14 protein-coding genes, 1 pseudogene and 1 riboswitch are annotated in these 17094 nt (G+C 65.1%); of the genes and pseudogenes, 6 read left to right on the forward strand and 9 right to left on the reverse strand.

Annotation, left to right across the window (positions count from 1 at the left end; translation table 11 throughout):
* Window positions 1–155: 155 nt before the first annotated feature.
* From CBP34_RS00740 to CBP34_RS00750, 3 genes and pseudogenes are all read right to left on the reverse strand, one after another.
* Complete coding sequence (locus CBP34_RS00740; RefSeq protein WP_094097010.1) at window positions 156–1469, reverse strand: Glu/Leu/Phe/Val family dehydrogenase; 1314 nt, start codon at window positions 1467–1469, stop codon at window positions 156–158.
* Between the two features lie 200 nt (window positions 1470–1669).
* A complete protein-coding gene (locus CBP34_RS00745; protein WP_094097011.1) occupies window positions 1670–2536 on the reverse strand; it encodes a PPK2 family polyphosphate kinase in 867 nt (288 codons plus the stop codon).
* A gap of 151 nt (window positions 2537–2687) precedes the next feature.
* Window positions 2688–3625: pseudogene (locus tag CBP34_RS00750) on the reverse strand (LysR family transcriptional regulator).
* Window positions 3626–3747: 122 nt separating this feature from the next.
* On the opposite strand from CBP34_RS00750, the gene CBP34_RS00755 reads away from it, so the two are divergent.
* The 3 genes from CBP34_RS00755 (at window position 3748) to CBP34_RS00765 (ending at window position 8117) form a co-directional block, all read left to right on the forward strand.
* Window positions 3748–4179, forward strand: a complete 432-nt coding sequence (locus CBP34_RS00755) for a PACE efflux transporter (RefSeq protein WP_157896515.1) — start codon at window positions 3748–3750, stop codon at window positions 4177–4179.
* A gap of 31 nt (window positions 4180–4210) precedes the next feature.
* Window positions 4211–4310, forward strand: a riboswitch (S-adenosyl-L-homocysteine riboswitch).
* 33 nt (window positions 4311–4343) lie between these two features.
* Window positions 4344–7082: a methionine synthase gene (gene metH, locus CBP34_RS00760; RefSeq protein WP_094097012.1), complete on the forward strand. Its 2739-nt coding sequence runs from the start codon at window positions 4344–4346 to the stop codon at window positions 7080–7082.
* Window positions 7083–7334: 252 nt separating this feature from the next.
* Entirely contained in the window at window positions 7335–8117 is a 783-nt protein-coding gene (locus CBP34_RS00765) for a PEP-CTERM sorting domain-containing protein (protein WP_086910972.1), read from the forward strand.
* Between the two features lie 61 nt (window positions 8118–8178).
* Here the strand turns inward: CBP34_RS00765 and CBP34_RS00770 are convergent, their stop codons facing one another.
* The gene (locus CBP34_RS00770; RefSeq protein WP_094097013.1) at window positions 8179–8757 is read right to left on the reverse strand and encodes a shikimate kinase; all 579 of its coding nucleotides are present in this window, start codon (window positions 8755–8757) and stop codon (window positions 8179–8181) included.
* A gap of 170 nt (window positions 8758–8927) precedes the next feature.
* Between CBP34_RS00770 and CBP34_RS00775 the strand changes: the two genes are divergently transcribed.
* Together CBP34_RS00775 and CBP34_RS00780 are read left to right on the forward strand one after the other, a co-directional pair.
* On the forward strand, window positions 8928–9818 hold the full coding sequence (locus CBP34_RS00775; RefSeq protein WP_094097014.1) for a YihY/virulence factor BrkB family protein: 891 nt from the start codon (window positions 8928–8930) through the stop codon (window positions 9816–9818).
* 135 nt (window positions 9819–9953) lie between these two features.
* Window positions 9954–10685: an outer membrane lipoprotein gene (locus CBP34_RS00780; RefSeq protein WP_094097015.1), complete on the forward strand. Its 732-nt coding sequence runs from the start codon at window positions 9954–9956 to the stop codon at window positions 10683–10685.
* Window positions 10686–10837: 152 nt separating this feature from the next.
* Here the strand turns inward: CBP34_RS00780 and CBP34_RS00785 are convergent, their stop codons facing one another.
* Genes CBP34_RS00785 through badH form a run of 5 tightly spaced genes read right to left on the reverse strand, consistent with a single transcriptional unit; the run spans window position 10838 to window position 16346 of the window.
* Entirely contained in the window at window positions 10838–11836 is a 999-nt protein-coding gene (locus tag CBP34_RS00785; RefSeq protein ID WP_094097016.1) for a Bug family tripartite tricarboxylate transporter substrate binding protein, read from the reverse strand.
* Between the two features lie 40 nt (window positions 11837–11876).
* Window positions 11877–13520: a cyclohexanecarboxylate-CoA ligase gene (aliA, locus tag CBP34_RS00790; protein WP_094097017.1), complete on the reverse strand. Its 1644-nt coding sequence runs from the start codon at window positions 13518–13520 to the stop codon at window positions 11877–11879.
* Between the two features lie 45 nt (window positions 13521–13565).
* Window positions 13566–14723 (reverse strand): cyclohexanecarboxyl-CoA dehydrogenase, encoded by a 1158-nt coding sequence (gene aliB, locus CBP34_RS00795; protein WP_094097018.1) that lies wholly within the window; start codon window positions 14721–14723, stop codon window positions 13566–13568.
* A gap of 23 nt (window positions 14724–14746) precedes the next feature.
* The gene (gene badI / locus CBP34_RS00800; RefSeq protein WP_094097019.1) at window positions 14747–15529 is read right to left on the reverse strand and encodes a 2-ketocyclohexanecarboxyl-CoA hydrolase; all 783 of its coding nucleotides are present in this window, start codon (window positions 15527–15529) and stop codon (window positions 14747–14749) included.
* Window positions 15530–15578: 49 nt separating this feature from the next.
* Window positions 15579–16346 carry a 2-hydroxycyclohexanecarboxyl-CoA dehydrogenase gene (badH, locus tag CBP34_RS00805; protein WP_086910980.1) on the reverse strand — a complete coding sequence of 256 codons (768 nt, stop codon included), beginning with the start codon at window positions 16344–16346 and terminating at the stop codon, window positions 15579–15581.
* A 181-nt stretch (window positions 16347–16527) separates the two neighbouring features.
* Between badH and CBP34_RS00810 the strand changes: the two genes are divergently transcribed.
* Complete coding sequence (locus CBP34_RS00810; RefSeq protein ID WP_086910981.1) at window positions 16528–17088, forward strand: MarR family winged helix-turn-helix transcriptional regulator; 561 nt, start codon at window positions 16528–16530, stop codon at window positions 17086–17088.
* Window positions 17089–17094: the final 6 nt, after the last annotated feature.

Genomic DNA, 17094 nt, shown 5'->3' on the forward strand with positions numbered 1-17094 from the left:
CCGGGCCTCCTTGATCCGTGCCTAGGGTTTTGGAGCGGATCGCTTTGCCAATGGCAAAGCCCGGCTTTCTGGACGTGAAAGCAGGTGCACTGCGATTGGCTGGCGGAAAAAAAGGCTGCCCATTGGGCAGCCTTGTATGGCGAATGCTGCGGTTTTCAGGGATACAGCCCGCGCATTTCGCGCGCATGCAGGATGCGCTGGCAGGCCACGATGAAGGTGGCGGTGCGCAGGCTCACCTTGTGCTCCTGGGCCACCTGCCAGATGCCGGCAAAAGCCTCTTGCATGATGCGCACCAGGCGGGCGTTGATCTCGTCCTCGCTCCAGAAGAAGCTGGAGAAATCCTGCACCCATTCAAAGTAGCTCACCGTCACGCCGCCGGCGTTGGCGATCACGTCGGGCAGCACCAGCACGCCCTTGTCGTGCAGGATGTCGTCTGCCTCGGTTGTCGTGGGGCCGTTGGCGCCCTCGATCACCATCTTGGCCTTGATCTGGCCCGCGTTGTCCTTGGTGATCTGGCCTTCCAGCGCAGCCGGGATCAGGATCTCGCAGTCCACCGCCCAGAAGTCCTCATTGGCCAGGGCGTCGGCGCCGGCAAAGCCGCCCACGCCGCCGCGTGCCTTGACATGGGCCAGCAGGGCGGGCACATCGAGGCCGTTGCGGTTGAAGATGGTGCCGGTGTGGTCCTGCACGGCCACCACCTTGGCGCCGGCTTCGGCAAACAGCTTGCCCGCGGTGCCGCCCACGTTGCCGAAGCCCTGCACAGCGAGGCGTGCGCCTTCGATCGGCAGGCCGGTCAGCCGGGCGGCTTCCACGCCCACGGTGTACACGCCGCGGCCGGTGGCTTCGACGCGGCCGAGCGAGCCGCCCAGGTCCACCGGCTTGCCCGTGACCACGCCGGTGGCGGTGGCACCGGTGTTCATGGAGTACGTGTCCATCATCCAGGCCATGATCTGGCCGTTGGTGTTCACGTCGGGCGCAGGAATGTCCTTGGACGGGCCGATCAGCAGGCCGATCTCGCTGGTGTAGCGGCGCGTGAGGCGCTCCAGTTCACCCATCGAGAGCGTCTTCGGATCGACGCGGATGCCGCCCTTGGCACCGCCGTAGGGCACGTTCACCGCAGCGTTCTTGATCGACATCCAGGCCGACAGCGCCATCACTTCCGACAGCGTCACGTCCTGGTGAAAGCGCACGCCGCCCTTGCCGGGGCCGCGGCTCAGGTTGTGCTGCACGCGGTAGCCCTCGAAGTGGGCGATGGTGCCGTCGTCCATCTCGATCGGCACGTCCACGATCAGGATGCGCTTGGGGCGCTTGAGGGTCTCCACCCAGCGCGCCAGGTTGCCCAGGTACGGCGTGACGCGGTCCACCTGCTGCAGGTAATTGCCCCAGGGACCGAGGTGGTTGGGGTCGAGGTACGACGGCAGGGTGTGGGCGGTGGCGGTGCTGCGGGGCGTTCCGGTGGAAAGCGTCATGGCGGTGGTTCCTTGTGGGATGAGTTCAGGGAGCCAAGCTTATGCCTGCCCCGCCCGCCTGTCCAAGGTCGAGGTGTTACGGGGTTATGCGCCGTTTGCATGGTGCGCCGGCGGGGGTGGCGGCATCTTTTTGCTATCTAAAAAATAGCTGCCAGCGCTTGCTAGATATGCGCGGCAGCACGAAAACGTCTGAAACCTGTTCACTCCACCGTGAAATGCTCCAGCGCCGGGTCGCCCGGCGGGTACTTCAGGTCCAGGTTCTGCAGCACCTCGCGCAGCACGGTGGCAATCATCAGGTTGCGGTGGGTCTTGGAGTTGGCCGGCACGATGGTCCAGGGCGCCCAGGGGGTGTGCGTGGCCGACAGCAGCGTTTCGTAGGCCTTCTGGTAATCGGCCCACTGCTTGCGCACGGCGATGTCGCCCATGTCGAATTTCCAGTGCTTGGCGGGGTCGTCCAGGCGCTCCTGCAGGCGCTCGCGCTGCTCCTCGTAACCGATGTGCAGCATGAACTTCACGATGACCGTGCCGGTTTCGCTGAGCATGCGCTCGAAGTCGTTGATGTGGGCCAGGCGCTGGCGGTGCTGCTCGGGCGTGATCCAGCCATTGACCACCGGCACCAGCACGTCTTCATAGTGGCTGCGGTTGAACACCGTCAGCTCGCCGGCGCCCGGCACCTGCTGGTGGATGCGCCACAGGTAGTCGTGCGCGCGTTCGGGTTCGGTGGGCGCCTTCCAGCCCACGGCGTGCACCCCCAGGGCGCTCATGCTGCCAAACACACCGCGCACGGTGCCGTCCTTGCCCGAGGCATCGGTGCCCTGCAGCAGCACCAGCAGCTTGTAGCGCCGGTCGGCGTACAGCAGGTTCTGCAGCGCATCGAGCTCAATCGCCAGGGCCTGCACGTCCTCTTTGCCCTGCGCCTTTTCACCGTCCATGAACGGCGTGGCGTCGGGGTCGAAATCCTTCAGCGAGACCGGCTTGGCACCGGAGCCATTGGCCGGCCGGGGCTGCCACGCGGCCCAGCGCTTGGCCAGGGACTTGTCGTTGCTTTGAAAAGGGGATTTGCTCATGGTTGTTTTTGTGGGGGTTGGGCTGCCAGCTTGGCGCAATGTGGCCGGTGGGTCAATGCACGCTTTCCGCTAAAGCGCTACGGCAATTGCTATATTAAATATAGCTTTGTGCGCTTGTTGTATAAGCGCTGCAGCCTGTTTTTATCCCTGTTCATGCCGCCGCGCCCGATGCACCCTGCTGCGCAATCAGCTGCACGAAGCGCCTTGCGCCCAGGCCCAGCGGGCGCTCTTTGGACCACACCACGTCCACCCACAGTGCCACGCCGTTGCTGAGGTTCTCGAACGGCATCTCGACCAGTGAGCCGGCGGCGATGCGCGGCTGCACCAGCGCGCGCGGCTGCCAGCCCCAGCCCAGGCCCGCCTCGATCAGGCCCAGCGCGGCCAGGTGGTTGTCGGTGCGCCAGTGGTGGCGGGCAAACACAAAGCGCGGGTCGGTCTGTGCCAGGTCGCGGCTGGCCACCACGATCTGGCGCGTGGTGGTGAGGTGTTCCTCGCGCAGTTGTGCGCGTTCGGGTGCCTCGCCCCGGGCGGCTGCGGCGGCGCGCGCGGCGGCCAGCACCGGGTGCTGGCGGGCCATCACGGCCACCAGGGTTTCGCTGCCCACCTCCTGAAAACCCTCGCGCCCGTCGATGCTGGGGCGCTCGAACACCAGCGCCAGCTGCGCACGCCCGCTGTGCAGGAGCGCCAGGGCATCCTCCTGCGGCGCGGCCAGCACCTCCACCTGCAGCAGCGGGTAGTCGTGCGCCAGCGTGGCCAGCGGGGCGCTCCAGCGCGCGGCCAGCAGTTCGGGGGCAATGGCCAGCGTCAGGCGCTCCTCCAGCCCTTGGGTGAGGGCCAGCGCCTGGGCGTTGAGCTGCTGCAGCTGCCCGGCCAGCAGCCGGGCCTGGGGTTCGAGCGCGCGCGCCGCGGCGGTGGGCCGGGCTCGCGCCCGCTGCGGTCAAACAGGGGCACGTTCAGCTCGGCCTCCAGGTGGGCGATCGTCATGCTCACGGCCGATGGCACCCGCGACAGCGCCCGCGCTGCCGCCGAAAACGAGCCCCGGTCAAGCACCGCCAGAAACACCTGCACGCTGTCGGAAGAAAAAGCCATGGCCTCAATTATCAGAAAAACTGAAACAAGCTGACTTTATGTATCAGCAATACGCACATAAAGTCACCACCATGCCCGCCATCCAAACTTCACCCGCTGCCGCCCACGCCCCTGCCCGCGGGCTGCAGGGCCCGTGGCGCCGCGTGCTTTTCGTCACGCTGTACGAGCTGATCGCCATCGTGGTGGCCACCTATGGACTGGCGGTGCTCACGGGTCAAAGCGCGGCCCATTCCAGCGTGGCCTCTGTGGTGGCCTCGGCCATTGCCGTGCTGTGGAATGTGCTGTTCAACTGGGCTTTTGAGCGCTGGGAATCGCGCCAGCGCGTGCGCGGGCGCAGCGTGGCGCGCCGTGTGGCCCATGCGATCGGCTTCGAGGGCGGGCTGGTGTTCACGCTGGTGCCGCTGTTTGCCTGGTGGTTCAACGTGAGCCTGTGGGAGGCCTTCGTGATGGACCTGGCGCTCATCGTTTTCTTTCTTTGCTACACCTTTGTCTTCAACTTGGCGTTTGACCGTGTGTTTGGCCTGCCGGCATCGGCACAGCCGGCAGCAGGCTGAGCGCCGGGGCGTTCGCCCTTAAAATCACGCCTCGCCCAAGGAGCGTTGCAGCGGCTTCCCGCCACAGGAGAGGCCGTCAGGCTTGGGCACGGTATGCACCGCATGCCCCATCGCAACGACGCTCACCTGTTTTTCCGCTGTTTCTGCACAGGTGAGTGAGTCCTATGTCTGCTATTTCGCTGCCCCCCATGAAGCTGTCCGGCCTGGAGCCGGTGTCCATTGGCGAGGGTTCGCTGTTCGTTAACATCGGCGAGCGCACCAACGTCACGGGCTCCAAGGCGTTTGCCCGCATGATCCTGAACGGCCAGTATGAAGAAGCCCTGGCCGTGGCGCGCCAGCAGGTGGAAAACGGCGCGCAGGTCATCGACATCAACATGGACGAGGCCATGCTCGACAGCAAGGCCGCCATGGTGCGCTTTCTGCAGCTCATCGCTTCCGAGCCCGACATCGCCCGCGTACCCATCATGGTGGACAGCTCCAAGTGGGATGTCATCGAGGCGGGACTGCGCTGCATCCAGGGCAAGGGCATCGTCAACTCGATCAGCATGAAAGAGGGCGTGGAGGAGTTCAAGCGCCAGGCCAGGCTGGTCAAGCGCTATGGCGCCGCCGCCGTGGTGATGGCGTTTGACGAAAAAGGCCAGGCCGATACCTACGAGCGCAAGATCGAAATCTGCGAGCGCGCCTACCGCATCCTGGTCGATGAGGTGGGCTTTCCGCCCGAAGACATCATTTTTGACCCCAACATCTTTGCCGTGGCCACGGGCATCGAAGAGCACAACAACTACGCGGTCGATTTCATCAACGCCACGCGCTGGATCAAGCAGCACCTGCCGGGCGCCAAGGTGTCGGGTGGCGTGAGCAACGTGTCGTTCAGCTTCCGCGGCAACGACCCGGTGCGCGAAGCCATCCACACCGTGTTTCTGTACCATGCCATTCAGGCCGGCATGGACATGGGCATCGTCAACGCCGGCATGGTCGGCGTGTACGACGACCTTGAGCCCGTGTTGCGCGAGCGCGTCGAAGACGTGGTGCTCAACCGCCGCCCCGACGCCGGCGAGCGCCTGGTCGAGATCGCCGAAACCGCCAAGAGCGGTGCCAAGGACGAAAGCAAACGGCTTGAATGGCGCGGCACGCCCGAGCACCCCAAGACCGTGGGCGAGCGCCTGTCGCACGCGCTGGTGCATGGCATCACCGACTTCATCACCGAAGACACCGAAGAGGCCTACCGCGCCATTGTGGCCAAGGGCGGGCGCCCGCTGCATGTGATCGAAGGCCCGCTGATGGATGGCATGAACGTGGTGGGCGACCTGTTCGGCGCGGGCAAGATGTTCTTGCCCCAGGTGGTGAAAAGTGCCCGCGTGATGAAGCTGGCCGTGGCCCACCTGATTCCGTACATCGAAGAAGAAAAGCGCCAGGATGAACTGGCAGGGCGCGATGTGCGCACCAAGGGCAAGATCATCATCGCCACCGTGAAGGGCGACGTGCACGACATCGGCAAGAACATCGTCACCGTGGTCTTGCAGTGCAACAACTTCGAGGTGGTGAACATGGGCGTGATGGTGCCCTGCCACGAGATTCTGGCGCGCGCCAAGGCTGAGGGGGCCGACATCGTGGGTCTGTCGGGCCTCATCACCCCCAGCCTTGAAGAAATGCAGTATGTGGCCGGTGAGATGCAAAAGGACGAGCACTTTCGCATCAAGAAAATTCCGCTGCTGATCGGCGGCGCCACCTGCAGCCGGGTGCACACCGCCGTCAAGATTGCGCCGCACTACGAAGGCCCCGTGGTGTATGTGCCCGACGCCTCACGCAGCGTGAGCGTGGCGCAAAGCCTGCTGGGCGACGGCGTGGACAGCTACGTGGCCGAGATCAACGCCGACTACGACAAGGTGCGCACCCAGCACGCCAACAAAAAGGCCACGCCTTTGTGGCCCCTGGCCAAGATCCGCGCCAACAAGACACCTGTGGACTGGTCGGCCTACCGCCCCGCCGTGCCACGCGCCCTGGGCCGCCGGGTGTTCAAGAATTTTGACCTGGCCGAGCTGGCACGCTACATCGACTGGGGCCCGTTCTTCCAGACCTGGGACCTGGCCGGCCCGTACCCCGCCATCCTGACGGACGAGGTGGTGGGCGTGGAAGCCACGCGCGTGTTTGCTGACGGTCAGGCCATGCTCAAGAAGATCATCGAAGGCCGCTGGCTGACCGCCAGTGGTGTGATGGCCCTGCTGCCCGCGAACAGTGTGAACGATGACGACATCGAGTTCTACACCGACGACACCCGCACCGAGGTCGCCATGACCTGGTACGGCCTGCGTCAGCAGACCGAAAAGCATGTCATCGACGGCGTGACCCGCCCCAGCCGGTGCCTGGCAGATTTTGTGGCACCCAGAAGCAGCGGCATCGCCGACTACGCCGGCATGTTTGCCGTGACGGCAGGCTTGGGCATCGAGAAAAAAGAAAAAGCTTTCATCGACGCGCTGGACGACTACTCGGCCATCATGTTCAAGAGCCTCGCCGACCGCCTGGCCGAAGCCTTTGCCGAATGCCTGCACCACCGCGTGCGCACCGACCTGTGGGGCTATGCCAGCGACGAGGCGCTGAGCCACGACGACATGGTTGCCGAGAAATACCGCGGCATCCGCCCCGCGCCCGGCTATCCCGCCTGCCCCGACCACAGCGCCAAGACCGACCTGTTCCGGCAACTGCAGTGCGAGGAAATCGGCATGTCGCTCACCGAGAGCCTGGCCATGACGCCCGCCGCCAGCGTGAGCGGCTTCTATATCGGCCACCCCGACGCCCTGTACTTCAACGTCGGCAAGATTGGCGAAGACCAGCTGCACGACATGGCCGATCGCCGGGGCATGGACGAGGCCGTGCTGGCACGGCTCCTGGCGCCCAATCTGTGATGCTATGAAATAAAGAGCTGCTGGCGCTTGTTGCGAAAGCGCCAGAGGCCTTTTTTCTTTGAAAACCGAGGGTTCCGCACGCGAGACCTTCTGTTGTCAGCAGGGCTGTGGGGGGAGTGGTAAATGGCGTCGGATATTTTTACAATACGACGCAAAAAACCACGTAAGTCCTTGATTTCATTGGGTGGCACGGTGTGTGCTTTTGTAAGTTGAAACCGCCTTTTTCAGCGGTAACTTACAGGGGTCCAGGCCATGAAATTCAAAACCGTTGCAGCCATCGTCGCCGGCATGTTCATCTCGGCAGCCGTTCATGCAGTGCCGATTGTCAACACCAACCTGCGCCCGGTGGTTCTTGGTGGCACGCCGGCGGGCGAGCAATCGCTGCAAACCGTTTTGAACAGTGTGTTTGGCACCGGGGCCGTGAGCGCCGCCAACGACCAGAGCGCGGCAGGCCTGTGGGGCTCGGCCACGGGCTCGGCGACCACCATTCCCACGCTGATCATCGAACAGACCGGTGGTGCAGCCAGCCAGAAATTCGGCATGTGGTTTGGTACCGATACGGCCAATCTCTACACCGTGGACCTGTTCTTTGGCGGTGCGGTTGGTTCGCCCAATACTCTGCAGCAAAGTGCCGTCGGCATCGGCATAGCGGCCGGCCAGATGATCATTTCCGGCGGCCCTACCTTCCAGAGCCAGTGCGGCTCCCAAGTCAATTGCGGCGTGTTTTCCAACGCACTGATCAACCCCGACAGCTTCGGGTTCTATTTCACAAACGGAGCCGGAAAAATCGCCTATTCCATCGACAGCATGAATGTGGGCGGGGCCACCGATTTTCTGGCGTACCAGGGCGGCACCTCGACCAACTGGATTTTTGCCTTTGAAGACGGCTCCGACAATGACTTCCAGGACATGGTGGTGAAGGTCGAGTCCATCCAGGTACCCGAGCCCGGCTCCCTGGCCTTGCTGGGCCTGGCCCTGGCGGGCGTGGCCGCCACTTCACGCCGCAAGTCACGCCGCGAGCAAAACCAGGCGTAAGGGTCTGGATCGTTCCAGCACCGTGATCGCACCAAGGGGGCTTCGGCCCCCTTTTTTCTTTTCAGTGTGAGGTGCGAGAAGGCTGGTCGGCGCTGGGGGATGCCGGCGCAGAAACCGCAGCGCTGTGCGCCATCTCCAGCTGCATCATCACCATGCTGACCAAGGTACTCACCGACGGCCGCCCTGTCTCAATGACGTAGTGCGCGGTTTCACGGTACAGGGGGTCGCGCACGGCGTACAGCTCGCGCAGCTTTTCCATGGGGTTGCCGCCCTGCAGCAGGGGGCGCGTCTTGTCGTGCTTGACGCGCTTGTAGATTTCCTCGGGCGATGCGCGCAAATACAGCACGTTGCCAAACTGGCGCAGCACTTCGCGGTTCTCGGCCCGCAGCACGGCGCCACCGCCGGTGGACAGCACCATGCCGCCGGGCTGCTGGGTCACTTCGGCCAGCACCTGCGCTTCCAGGTCGCGAAAGCGCGCTTCGCCTTGTGTCTCGAAGAAGCTGCGGATGGTGGTGCCGATCATCTTTTCCAGCCGGTGGTCCAGGTCGATGAAGGGCACGCCGGCCCGGTGGGCCAGCTGCCGGCCGACGGTGGATTTGCCCGAGCCGGGCATGCCGACCAGTGCGCAGCGAATCTGCATAAGTGATGTCCTGTTTTCTTGTCTGCCCAACTGCAGGCTGAGTGTAAGGCGGTGGTTTGGCGTGCCTGGTGCAGGGCCAAGAAAGCAGGGGCCGCTGTGGGAGCCGGACTACCCCGGTTGTCCCGTCTGGCTGATGGGCAAACGGGCGGTATGGCGGTAGCCTTGCGCGCATGACTGCCCCCCATGATGACAAGCCCGCGCAAGCGGTGGTGCGCCGCTTCCGTATGCTGCTGCCCGTGCGGCGGGCGGTGTGGCTGTGGGTTGATGCCGACGGCGCCCGCATGAGCGCGGCAATGTCGTTCTACGGCATCCTGAGCCTGGCGCCGCTGTTGGTGCTGCTGGTGGCTTTGCTGGGGTGGTGGCTGGACCGGGACAGCCTGCAGCAGGGCCTGATTGCACAGATCGGCACCATCGTGGGCGAGCAGGGGGCGGCGGTCATCCGCCAGACCCTCAGCAGCGCCCAGGAGCCCGCGCAGGGCCTGCTGGCCTCGTTGCTCGGTTTTGTTGTGCTGTTTTTCGGTGCGACCGGGGTGTTTGGCGAGCTGCAGTCGGCACTGCAGCGGCTGTGGACCCATGGGCACGATGAGGTGCCGCCCCTGCCGTGGTGGCACGGTGCATCGCTGCGACTGCGCGGGGTGGCCTATGTGCTGGCGTTCGGCTTTTTGCTGCTGGTGTCGCTGGTGGTCTCGACACTGCTGAACCTGTTTGCAGGCTGGGCAGGCAACTGGCTGCCGATGGCGCCGCTGCTGCGGGTGCTCAACGAAGCCACTGCGTTTGGGGTGTGCGCGGCGCTTTTTGTGGGCCTGATGCGCATGAGCGCAGGCCCCAAGCCCCGGTTGCGGTATTTGTGGTTGGGGGCCGTCATGGGCGCCTCGCTGTTCACGGCCGGGCGGCATGTGCTGGCGGTTTATCTGTCCACCGCGGCCGTGGTTTCTGCCTACGGGGCGGCGGGTTCGCTGGTGGTGCTGCTGATGTGGATCTATTTTTCGTCGGCGGTGCTGCTGTTTTCTGCCGGTTGTGCACGGGCCTACGAAGAGGCGCTGGTGTACACCGCGCGGTAATAAGAAATTGCTGAAGGCTCTTACCCCCGCTTACATGGGTGGCCGCCGTTTCAGACAGCGCAGTGTGTAACTTCAAGGCCGGCCCGCGACCCTTGTCGCAGGCGCTGTTTTCGATCTGTTGAGAAAGGCAAAAAAATGCAAACAAATCCCTCCGCTGCACCCAGTGCCCCCATTGCTGCAACCGCCGTAGGCGTGCCCCTGAAATGGCTGTGGGCGGCCATTGCCGCGCTGGGCCTGTGCGTGCTGGCACTGGGCGCCACGCTGGTGGCGCAGCAGCGCCCGGGTGCGGTGGCCGAACGCGAGGCCCTGGCGTCGCCTGCGCCGCGCACGCCAGAGTCCGAAATCATTGACGAAAAAAGGCCTGTAGCGCTTAACCAGCGTGCACAAGCAGCTCCTGAATATGGAGCAAACCCGTTGCCTGCCGCAGCGCCGGTGCAACGGGCTGCGGCCCGCGCCTCCCCGCAGGCGCCACAGCCGGCGCGGTATGACGAAGCACCCCGTCGCCAGGATGCGCGCCGGGAAATGGCCCGGGCCCCAGTGTGTGCGGTTTGCGGACGCATTGAATCGGTGCAGGCAGTGCAGCACGCAGCCCCCGCCACGGGCGTGGGCGCAGTCGCCGGCGGCGTGCTGGGCGCGGTGGTGGGCAACCAGGTGGGCAAGGGCTCGGGCCGCACGGCCGCCACGGTGCTGGGCGCCGTGGGTGGCGGTTACGTGGGTCATACGGTGGAACAGCGCACCCGCACCCAGACGGTGTACGAGGTGCGCGTGCGCATGGACGATGGCTCGGTGCGCCGCTTCACGCGCGCGCAACCCGTGCCCGAGGGCGCGCCCGTGCGCGTGGAAGGCAAGGGGTTTCAGCTGGTCTGATGGCGGATGGCGTGCGTTGCGCGCTTGCGGCCCCCACGCACGGCCTTTTTGCATGGATCAAGCATTGAAATGCCGCGGGCGCTTATCCATCAAGCGCTAGCAGCTATTAAAACAGTAGTGTTTTTGGCGCCACCGTGGGCAGCCCGCACCCGTCAGTCGACGATGATCTTCTGCTCCTTGATCAGCGTGGACAGCAGCTTGCCTTCATTGGCCAGCAGGGTCTTGAACTCGGCGGTTTCCAGCGGTACCGGCTCTGCGCCCAGGTCGGCATAACGCGACTTGGTGGCGGGCAGTGCCAGGGCCTTGGCCAGTTCACGGTTCATGCGGGCAACGATTTCGGGGGGCGTGCCCTTGGGCGCCCACATGCCAAACCAGATGTCGAGGTTGGCGTCCTTGAAGCCCTGCTCGCCCACGGTGGGCACGTCGGGGAAGAAGGGCGAGCGCTTGGCGCTGACCACGCCCAGCAGCTTGACCTTGCCGGTGCGGATGTGCGGGAACGCAATGCCGGGGTCGCAGACAAAGTCGGTCTGCCCGGCCATCACGTCCTGCAGCGCGGGCGCCGCGCCGCGGTAGGGGATGTGCGTGATGAAGGTGCCGGTGGAGAGCTTGAACAGTTCGCAGGCCAGGTGCGGGGGCGTGCCGGCACCGGCCGAGGCATAGGACAGCTTGCCGGGCCGGGCCTTGGCCAGGTCCACCAGCTCGCGGGCGTCCTTGGCTTCGAGTTGCGGCTTGCCCACCAGGTACATCTGCGTCTTACCCACGCCACCCACCGGTGCCAGGTCGCGCGAGGGCAGGATGGTGGACTTGAACAGCGAGGGGTTGGCGGTTTCCACCGAGGTGGGGGCGATCAGGAAGGTGTAGCCGTCAGGCGCCGCGCGGATCACTTCGGCGGCGGCGATGTTGCCGCTGGCGCCGGGCTTGTTGTCGATGACCACCGCCTGCCCCAGCGATTCGGACAGCGACTGCGACAGGATGCGCGCCATCACGTCGGTGCTGCCACCGGGCGCAAAGCCCACGACCACGCGCACGGGTTTGCCCGGCCAGCCAGCCGGTGTCTGGGCCTGCACGGCGCCCAAGGTGCCGAGTGCGCACAGTGCCAGCGCGGCCCGGGCAAGGTGGCGGCGGGTGAAGGGGTTGGGTTGAAATGCCATTTTTTGTCTCCGTTGTTGTGATGGGATGGCGTTTTTCGCGTCAGGTGGCTTCGTCGCGCAGCATGTCGCGCAGCTTGAATTTCTGGATCTTTCCGGAGGGTGTGGACGGCATCGCGTCGCGCACGATCAGGCGCTCGGGGATGTACTGCAGGGCGATCTTCTGGTCTTTCAGAAACTGCACCAGGCCTGGCAGGTCGATGGTTTGCCCGGGCTTGGGCACCACCACGGCGCAGGCCCGCTCGCCCAGGCGCTCGTCGGGATAGGCCACGATGGCGGCCATGGCGATGGCCGGGTGGCGATACAGCAGCGATTCGACCTCGACCACCGGAATGTTCTCGCCGCCGCGGATGATCACGTCCTTGCTGCGGCCGGTGATGCGCAGGTAGCCGCGTTCGTCGATGCGGGCCAGGTCACCGGTGTCGAACCAGTCGTCGGCGTCGGTGGCGTTCAGGTGGGCACGGTGCAGGTAGCCGCCAAAGTTGGAGCATGAGCGCAGCAGCAGCTTGCCGGGTTCGCCAGGCGGAAGATCCTTGCCGTCCACATCGACCACCTTGATTTCCACGCCGGGCAGCGGGCAGCCGTCGGTGTTGAACGAGCGTTCGTCGTCGTCTTCCAGCCGGGTGAGCGTGACCGCGCCGTTTTCGGTCATGCCCCAGGCCGAGACGATCTTGGCGCCCAGCGCCTTGCGGGCCTGTTCCACCAGCGGGCCCGGGATGGGAGCGCCGGCGCACAGGAAGGTGCGCAGGCTGGGCACGGCCACGCCGGTTTCGGTGACGGTGCGGGCCAGGTCGGTGAGGAATGGCGTGGAGGCCATGGTGAAGCTGGCCTTTTCCGCATTGATCAGCGCGATGGCCTTGTTGGGCTCCCACACATCCTGCAGCACCGCGCTGGCCTGCAGCAGGATGGGCATGATGAGCCCGTACATGAAGCCGGTCTGGTGCGCCATGGGCGAGGCCATCAGCACCACGTCGTCGGCGCCCAGGTGCAGGCGCTCGGCATACGGCACGATGTTGGCCATCACGGTGTTGGCCGAGTGCATCACGCCCTTGGGCTCGCCCGTGGTGCCCGAGGTGTAGATGAGCTGGGTGATGTCGTCCGGGCCGGGGCGGTGGGCCGTCAGGATGGCCTGGGCATCGGGCTGCTTTTCCCATTCGGGGCCACTGAGCAGGGCGTCAAAGCTGTTGGCGCCGCTGCCACCGACCACCACCGCATGCTGGAGGTGGGGCAGGCTGGGCTGCAGGGCGGTGATCATCTGTTCAAAGTCAAAACCCCGAAAGGCCTTGGGCGCAATCACCACCTTCGCCTCGCCGTGCTGCAGCATGAAGGACAGTTCGCGCTCGCGAAAAATGTGCATCAGCGGGTTCATGACGGCGCCGATGCGCGAACAGGCCAGGTAGGTCAGCGTGAACTGCCACCAGTTGGGCAACTGGCAGGCCACGATGTCGCCCCTGCCGACGCCCAGGCGGGCCAGCCCCACGGCCATGCGATCGGCCATGCGGGCCAACTCGCGGTAGGTGAAACGCGTGGTGGCGCCGGTTTCCACCTGCAACGCGGTGAGCGCCAGCTTGTCGGGGCAGGCGGCCACGCAGGCGTCGAGCGCATCGTTGATGGTGCGGTCGCGCCAGTGGCCTTGCGCCACCCTGCGTGCACGGCGGGGGGGCAGCAATACAGCATCGAATTCCATGGTCTTGTCTCCTGGTGTTTTGCGTGAATGCGGAATGCCTGGGGCTCAGGCCGGCACGAACTTGCGGCCGGCCCGGGCGCGGGCGATGATGGTTTTCATGATCTGCGCCGTGCCGTCGCCAATCTGGAAGCCCAGCACGTCGCGCAGGCGCTGCTCCATCAGGCCGCGGTCGTAGCCGCCGTGGCCAAAGCACAGCAGGCATTGGTGAATCACGTCGTAGGCCAGCTTGGGCCCCCACCACTTGGCCATGCCGGCCTCGGCGGTGTGGGGCAGGCCTTTGTCTTTGAGCCACAGGCCCTGCAGGCACAGCAGGCGGGCGCCTTCGACCTCGGTGTCGTACTGCGCCAGCGGATGCGTCACACCCTGGAAGGCCGACAGCGGCTGGCCAAACGCCTGGCGCTGGGTGATGTATTCCCAGGTTTCCTCCAGTGCCACGCGCGCCACGGCCAGGCATTGCAGGCCGATCAGCGAGCGCGAGAAGTCAAATCCATGCATCACCTGCACGAAGCCCTTGTTCTCGTCGCCCAGGCGGTGGCTGACGGGCACGCGCACGTTCTCAAAGAAGATCGAGCCGCGCCCGATGGCGCGCTGGCCGTGGCAGTCGAAACGGCTGGTGGTGATGCCGGGGGTGTTCATCGGCACCATCACGGCGGTGACGCCGTGGGCACCGTCTTCGGGCTTGCCGGTGCGGCCGAAGACGACCGCAATGTCGGCCTGGTCGGCGGCCGAGATGGAGGTCTTTTCGCCGTTGATGACATAGAAGTCACCGTCGCGCTCGATGCGCAGCCGAAGGTTGGCGGCGTCCGAGCCACCGCGCGGCTCGGTCAGTGCAATGCAGCAGATCGCCTCGCCTTTCGTGAGCTTGTGCAGCCAGGGCCCGACCACCTCGGGGTTGCCGTATTTGGACAGGATCTGGCCGTTGAGCGAGGCCAGCAGGTTCAGGTACGAAAAGCTCAGGTCGGCACGGGCGATTTCCTCGTGGATCACGCCGGCAGCGAGGCAGCCCATCCCCAGGCCACCGTGTTGCTCGGGCAACTCGGGGCAGATGAAGCCCAGTTCGCCCATCTCGCGCAGCAGCACGCGGTCCAGGTCGCGGGTCTTGTCGCGCTCCAGAAAGCCGGGTTTGACGCGCTCTTCGGCAAATCGGCGGGCCGTGTCGGCCAGCGCCTGCAGGTCTTCGTCGATGTAGGGGTTCGGGTTCATCTGCAGTCTCCAGGGTGGGCGCGTTATTTCGCGTACTTGCGGAACTCGGGCTTGCGCTTGTCTTTGAGCGCATTCACGCCCTCGCGTGACTCTTCGGTGTCGTAGTACAGCTTCAGGGCATACATGCCCAGGCCTGCAATGCCGGCCTGGTGCGCCGTGTCGGCGTTGAAGCTGCGCTTGGCAATGGCCAGTGCCGTGGGGCTGCGCTCGCACAGTTCCTCGCCAATCTTTTGCACTTCGGCGTCGAGCTGGTCGTGCGGGAAGCAGAAGTTGGCCAGGCCCATGGCCACGGCCTCGGCGCCGCTGTAGCGTCGGTTCAGGTACCAGATTTCGCGGGCCTTCTTTTCGCCGACCACGCGGGCCAGGAACGCGGTGCCGTAGCCGGGATCGACCGAGCCCATCTTGGGGCCGACCTGGCCGAACTGGGCCTTGTCGGAGCAAATGGTCAGGTCGCAGATGGTGGCCAGCACGTTGCCGCCACCAATCGCAAAGCCCTGCACGCGGGCAATCACGGGCTTGGGTACGTCGCGGATGGCGGTGTGCAGCTCTTCCATCGGCAGGCCAATGGTGCCGCGGCCGTCGTAGTTGCCGTTGTGGGCCGACTGGTCGCCGCCGGTGCAAAAAGCGCGGTCGCCGGCGCCAGCCAGCACGATGGCACCCACGTCGCGGTCGTAGCCGGCCTTGTTCAGCGCCTTGATGATTTCGTCGCAGGTCTGTCCGCGAAACGAGTTCATTTTTTCCGGGCGGTTGATGGTGATCCAGGCCACGCCGTTGCGCACTTCGTACAGGATGTCTTCAAAGTTCATGGTGTTCTCTCAAAAAATAAGGGGAAGTCAACAACAGGAATGCGGCCGGTCAACCGTGCATGGTCAGACCGCCGGAGACGCTCAGCACCTGGCCGGTGACAAAGCCCGCGTCGTCGCTGCCAAAGAAGGCAATGGCGCTGGCCAGGTCGTCGCCCTGGCCCAGACGGCCCAGCGGAATGGCGCTCTTGAAGGCTTCGATCAGCTTGGCCGGGTCGCGCGCACCTTCGGCCACACCGGCCAGCAAGGCGGTGTCGGTCGGGCCGGGGCAGACCACGTTGACGGTGATGCTCTGGCGGGCGTGTTCACGCGCCAGGGTTTTGGACAGGGCCACCAGGCCGCCCTTGCAGGCCGAATAAACGGCTTCGCCCGACGAGCCGCCGCGCGCGGCATCCGACGCCACGTTGACGATGCGGCCATATTTGCGCTCGACCATGCCGGGCAGTACGGCGTGCAACATGTGCAGCGCGCCCGTGAGGTTGATGGCGATGAGCTTTTCCCACTCGGCAGGCACGGTTTTGAGGAAGGGCTTGAACACGTCCCAGCCCGCGTTGTTGACCAGCACGGCGATGGGGCCGAGCTGGGTTTGAGCGGCGGCCACGGCCGCATCGACCTGTGCGCGGTCGGTGATGTTGCAGGCGAAGGCCGCAGCCTGGCCGCCATTGCCGCGGATGTCGGCGGCGACTTTTTCCGCGGCGTCCAGGTTCATGTCGAACACGGCGACTTTGGCGCCTTCGCTGGCAAAGCGGCGGCAGGTAGCCCCGCCAATGCCACCGCCGCCACCGGTCACGATTACTGTTTTGCCATCAAATCTTTGCATGGATTTCTCCTTGGGTGTCAGGGTTGGTTGCGGGTTGCTATGCTGGCGGTCATATTGCTGCGGTCCGTGCAATATATGTCAATACATTGACGTATAGTAGGCCTCTGTTGGGCGCAGCGCAAGCAGGAAACTCAAGGAAAAAATAGTGGAAAACCCTAGTAAAAACAGCGACGTGGTGAAGATGGAGCTGGCCAATCGCTTGTTCTTCCGTTTGTATCAATGTGCAAATATGTTGCATAAAACGGGAACGCGGGCGGTCGAGGAACAGGGCTTGACCACGCAGCAATGGGCCGTGCTGGGCGCGTTGTCGCGGCCCGAGGTGCAGGACGGCATGAGCGTGGGAGACCTGGCCCGCTACCTGATGGTGAGCCGGCAAAACCTGTCGGGCCTGATCAGCCGCATGGAGCGCGATGGCCACCTGGGCAGCGCGCCGGATGGCCGGGACCGCCGGTCACGGCGCATCACCATCACCGAATCGGGGCGCGAGGTGTGGGTGAACGAGGCGCAGCCCAACATCCGCCGCTACTACGGGCAGGTGCTGGAGGGTTTTTCGGTGGGAGACATGGCGCACACCCTGCACTACCTGCTCAAGCTGCTGGGCAATATGGAGCGGGTGGACGGGGAGGGTGCGGCGTCCGGGGCGGATGGCCCGCAGGAGGAGGCGCAAGAGGCACCAGAGTCGGCACAGCAGGACGCGCCAGAGCCGGCGCGGTCAGCAAAAGCCGCCGCCGGCCGGCGTTGAAACAAC

The organism is Acidovorax carolinensis (genome assembly GCF_002157145.1).
Lineage (GTDB): Bacteria > Pseudomonadota > Gammaproteobacteria > Burkholderiales > Burkholderiaceae_C > Acidovorax > Acidovorax carolinensis.

Excerpts from the sequence above, each read along its gene's own strand:
- CBP34_RS00775 (WP_094097014.1), top strand. The coding sequence starts at position 8,928 with ATGACTGCCCCCCATGATGACAAGCCCGCGCAAGCGGTGGTGCGCCGC.
- badH (WP_086910980.1), bottom strand. The coding sequence starts at position 16,346 with ATGCAAAGATTTGATGGCAAAACAGTAATCGTGACCGGTGGCGGCGGT.
- CBP34_RS00785 (WP_094097016.1), bottom strand. The coding sequence starts at position 11,836 with ATGGCATTTCAACCCAACCCCTTCACCCGCCGCCACCTTGCCCGGGCC.
- CBP34_RS00740 (WP_094097010.1), bottom strand. The coding sequence starts at position 1,469 with ATGACGCTTTCCACCGGAACGCCCCGCAGCACCGCCACCGCCCACACC.
- CBP34_RS00745 (WP_094097011.1), bottom strand. The coding sequence starts at position 2,536 with ATGAGCAAATCCCCTTTTCAAAGCAACGACAAGTCCCTGGCCAAGCGC.
- badI (WP_094097019.1), bottom strand. The coding sequence starts at position 15,529 with ATGAACTTTGAAGACATCCTGTACGAAGTGCGCAACGGCGTGGCCTGG.
- CBP34_RS00770 (WP_094097013.1), bottom strand. The coding sequence starts at position 8,757 with ATGCAGATTCGCTGCGCACTGGTCGGCATGCCCGGCTCGGGCAAATCC.
- CBP34_RS00810 (WP_086910981.1), top strand. The coding sequence starts at position 16,528 with ATGGAGCTGGCCAATCGCTTGTTCTTCCGTTTGTATCAATGTGCAAAT.
- CBP34_RS00765 (WP_086910972.1), top strand. The coding sequence starts at position 7,335 with ATGAAATTCAAAACCGTTGCAGCCATCGTCGCCGGCATGTTCATCTCG.
- metH (WP_094097012.1), top strand. The coding sequence starts at position 4,344 with ATGTCTGCTATTTCGCTGCCCCCCATGAAGCTGTCCGGCCTGGAGCCG.
- aliA (WP_094097017.1), bottom strand. The coding sequence starts at position 13,520 with ATGGAATTCGATGCTGTATTGCTGCCCCCCCGCCGTGCACGCAGGGTG.
- CBP34_RS00780 (WP_094097015.1), top strand. The coding sequence starts at position 9,954 with ATGCAAACAAATCCCTCCGCTGCACCCAGTGCCCCCATTGCTGCAACC.
- aliB (WP_094097018.1), bottom strand. The coding sequence starts at position 14,723 with ATGAACCCGAACCCCTACATCGACGAAGACCTGCAGGCGCTGGCCGAC.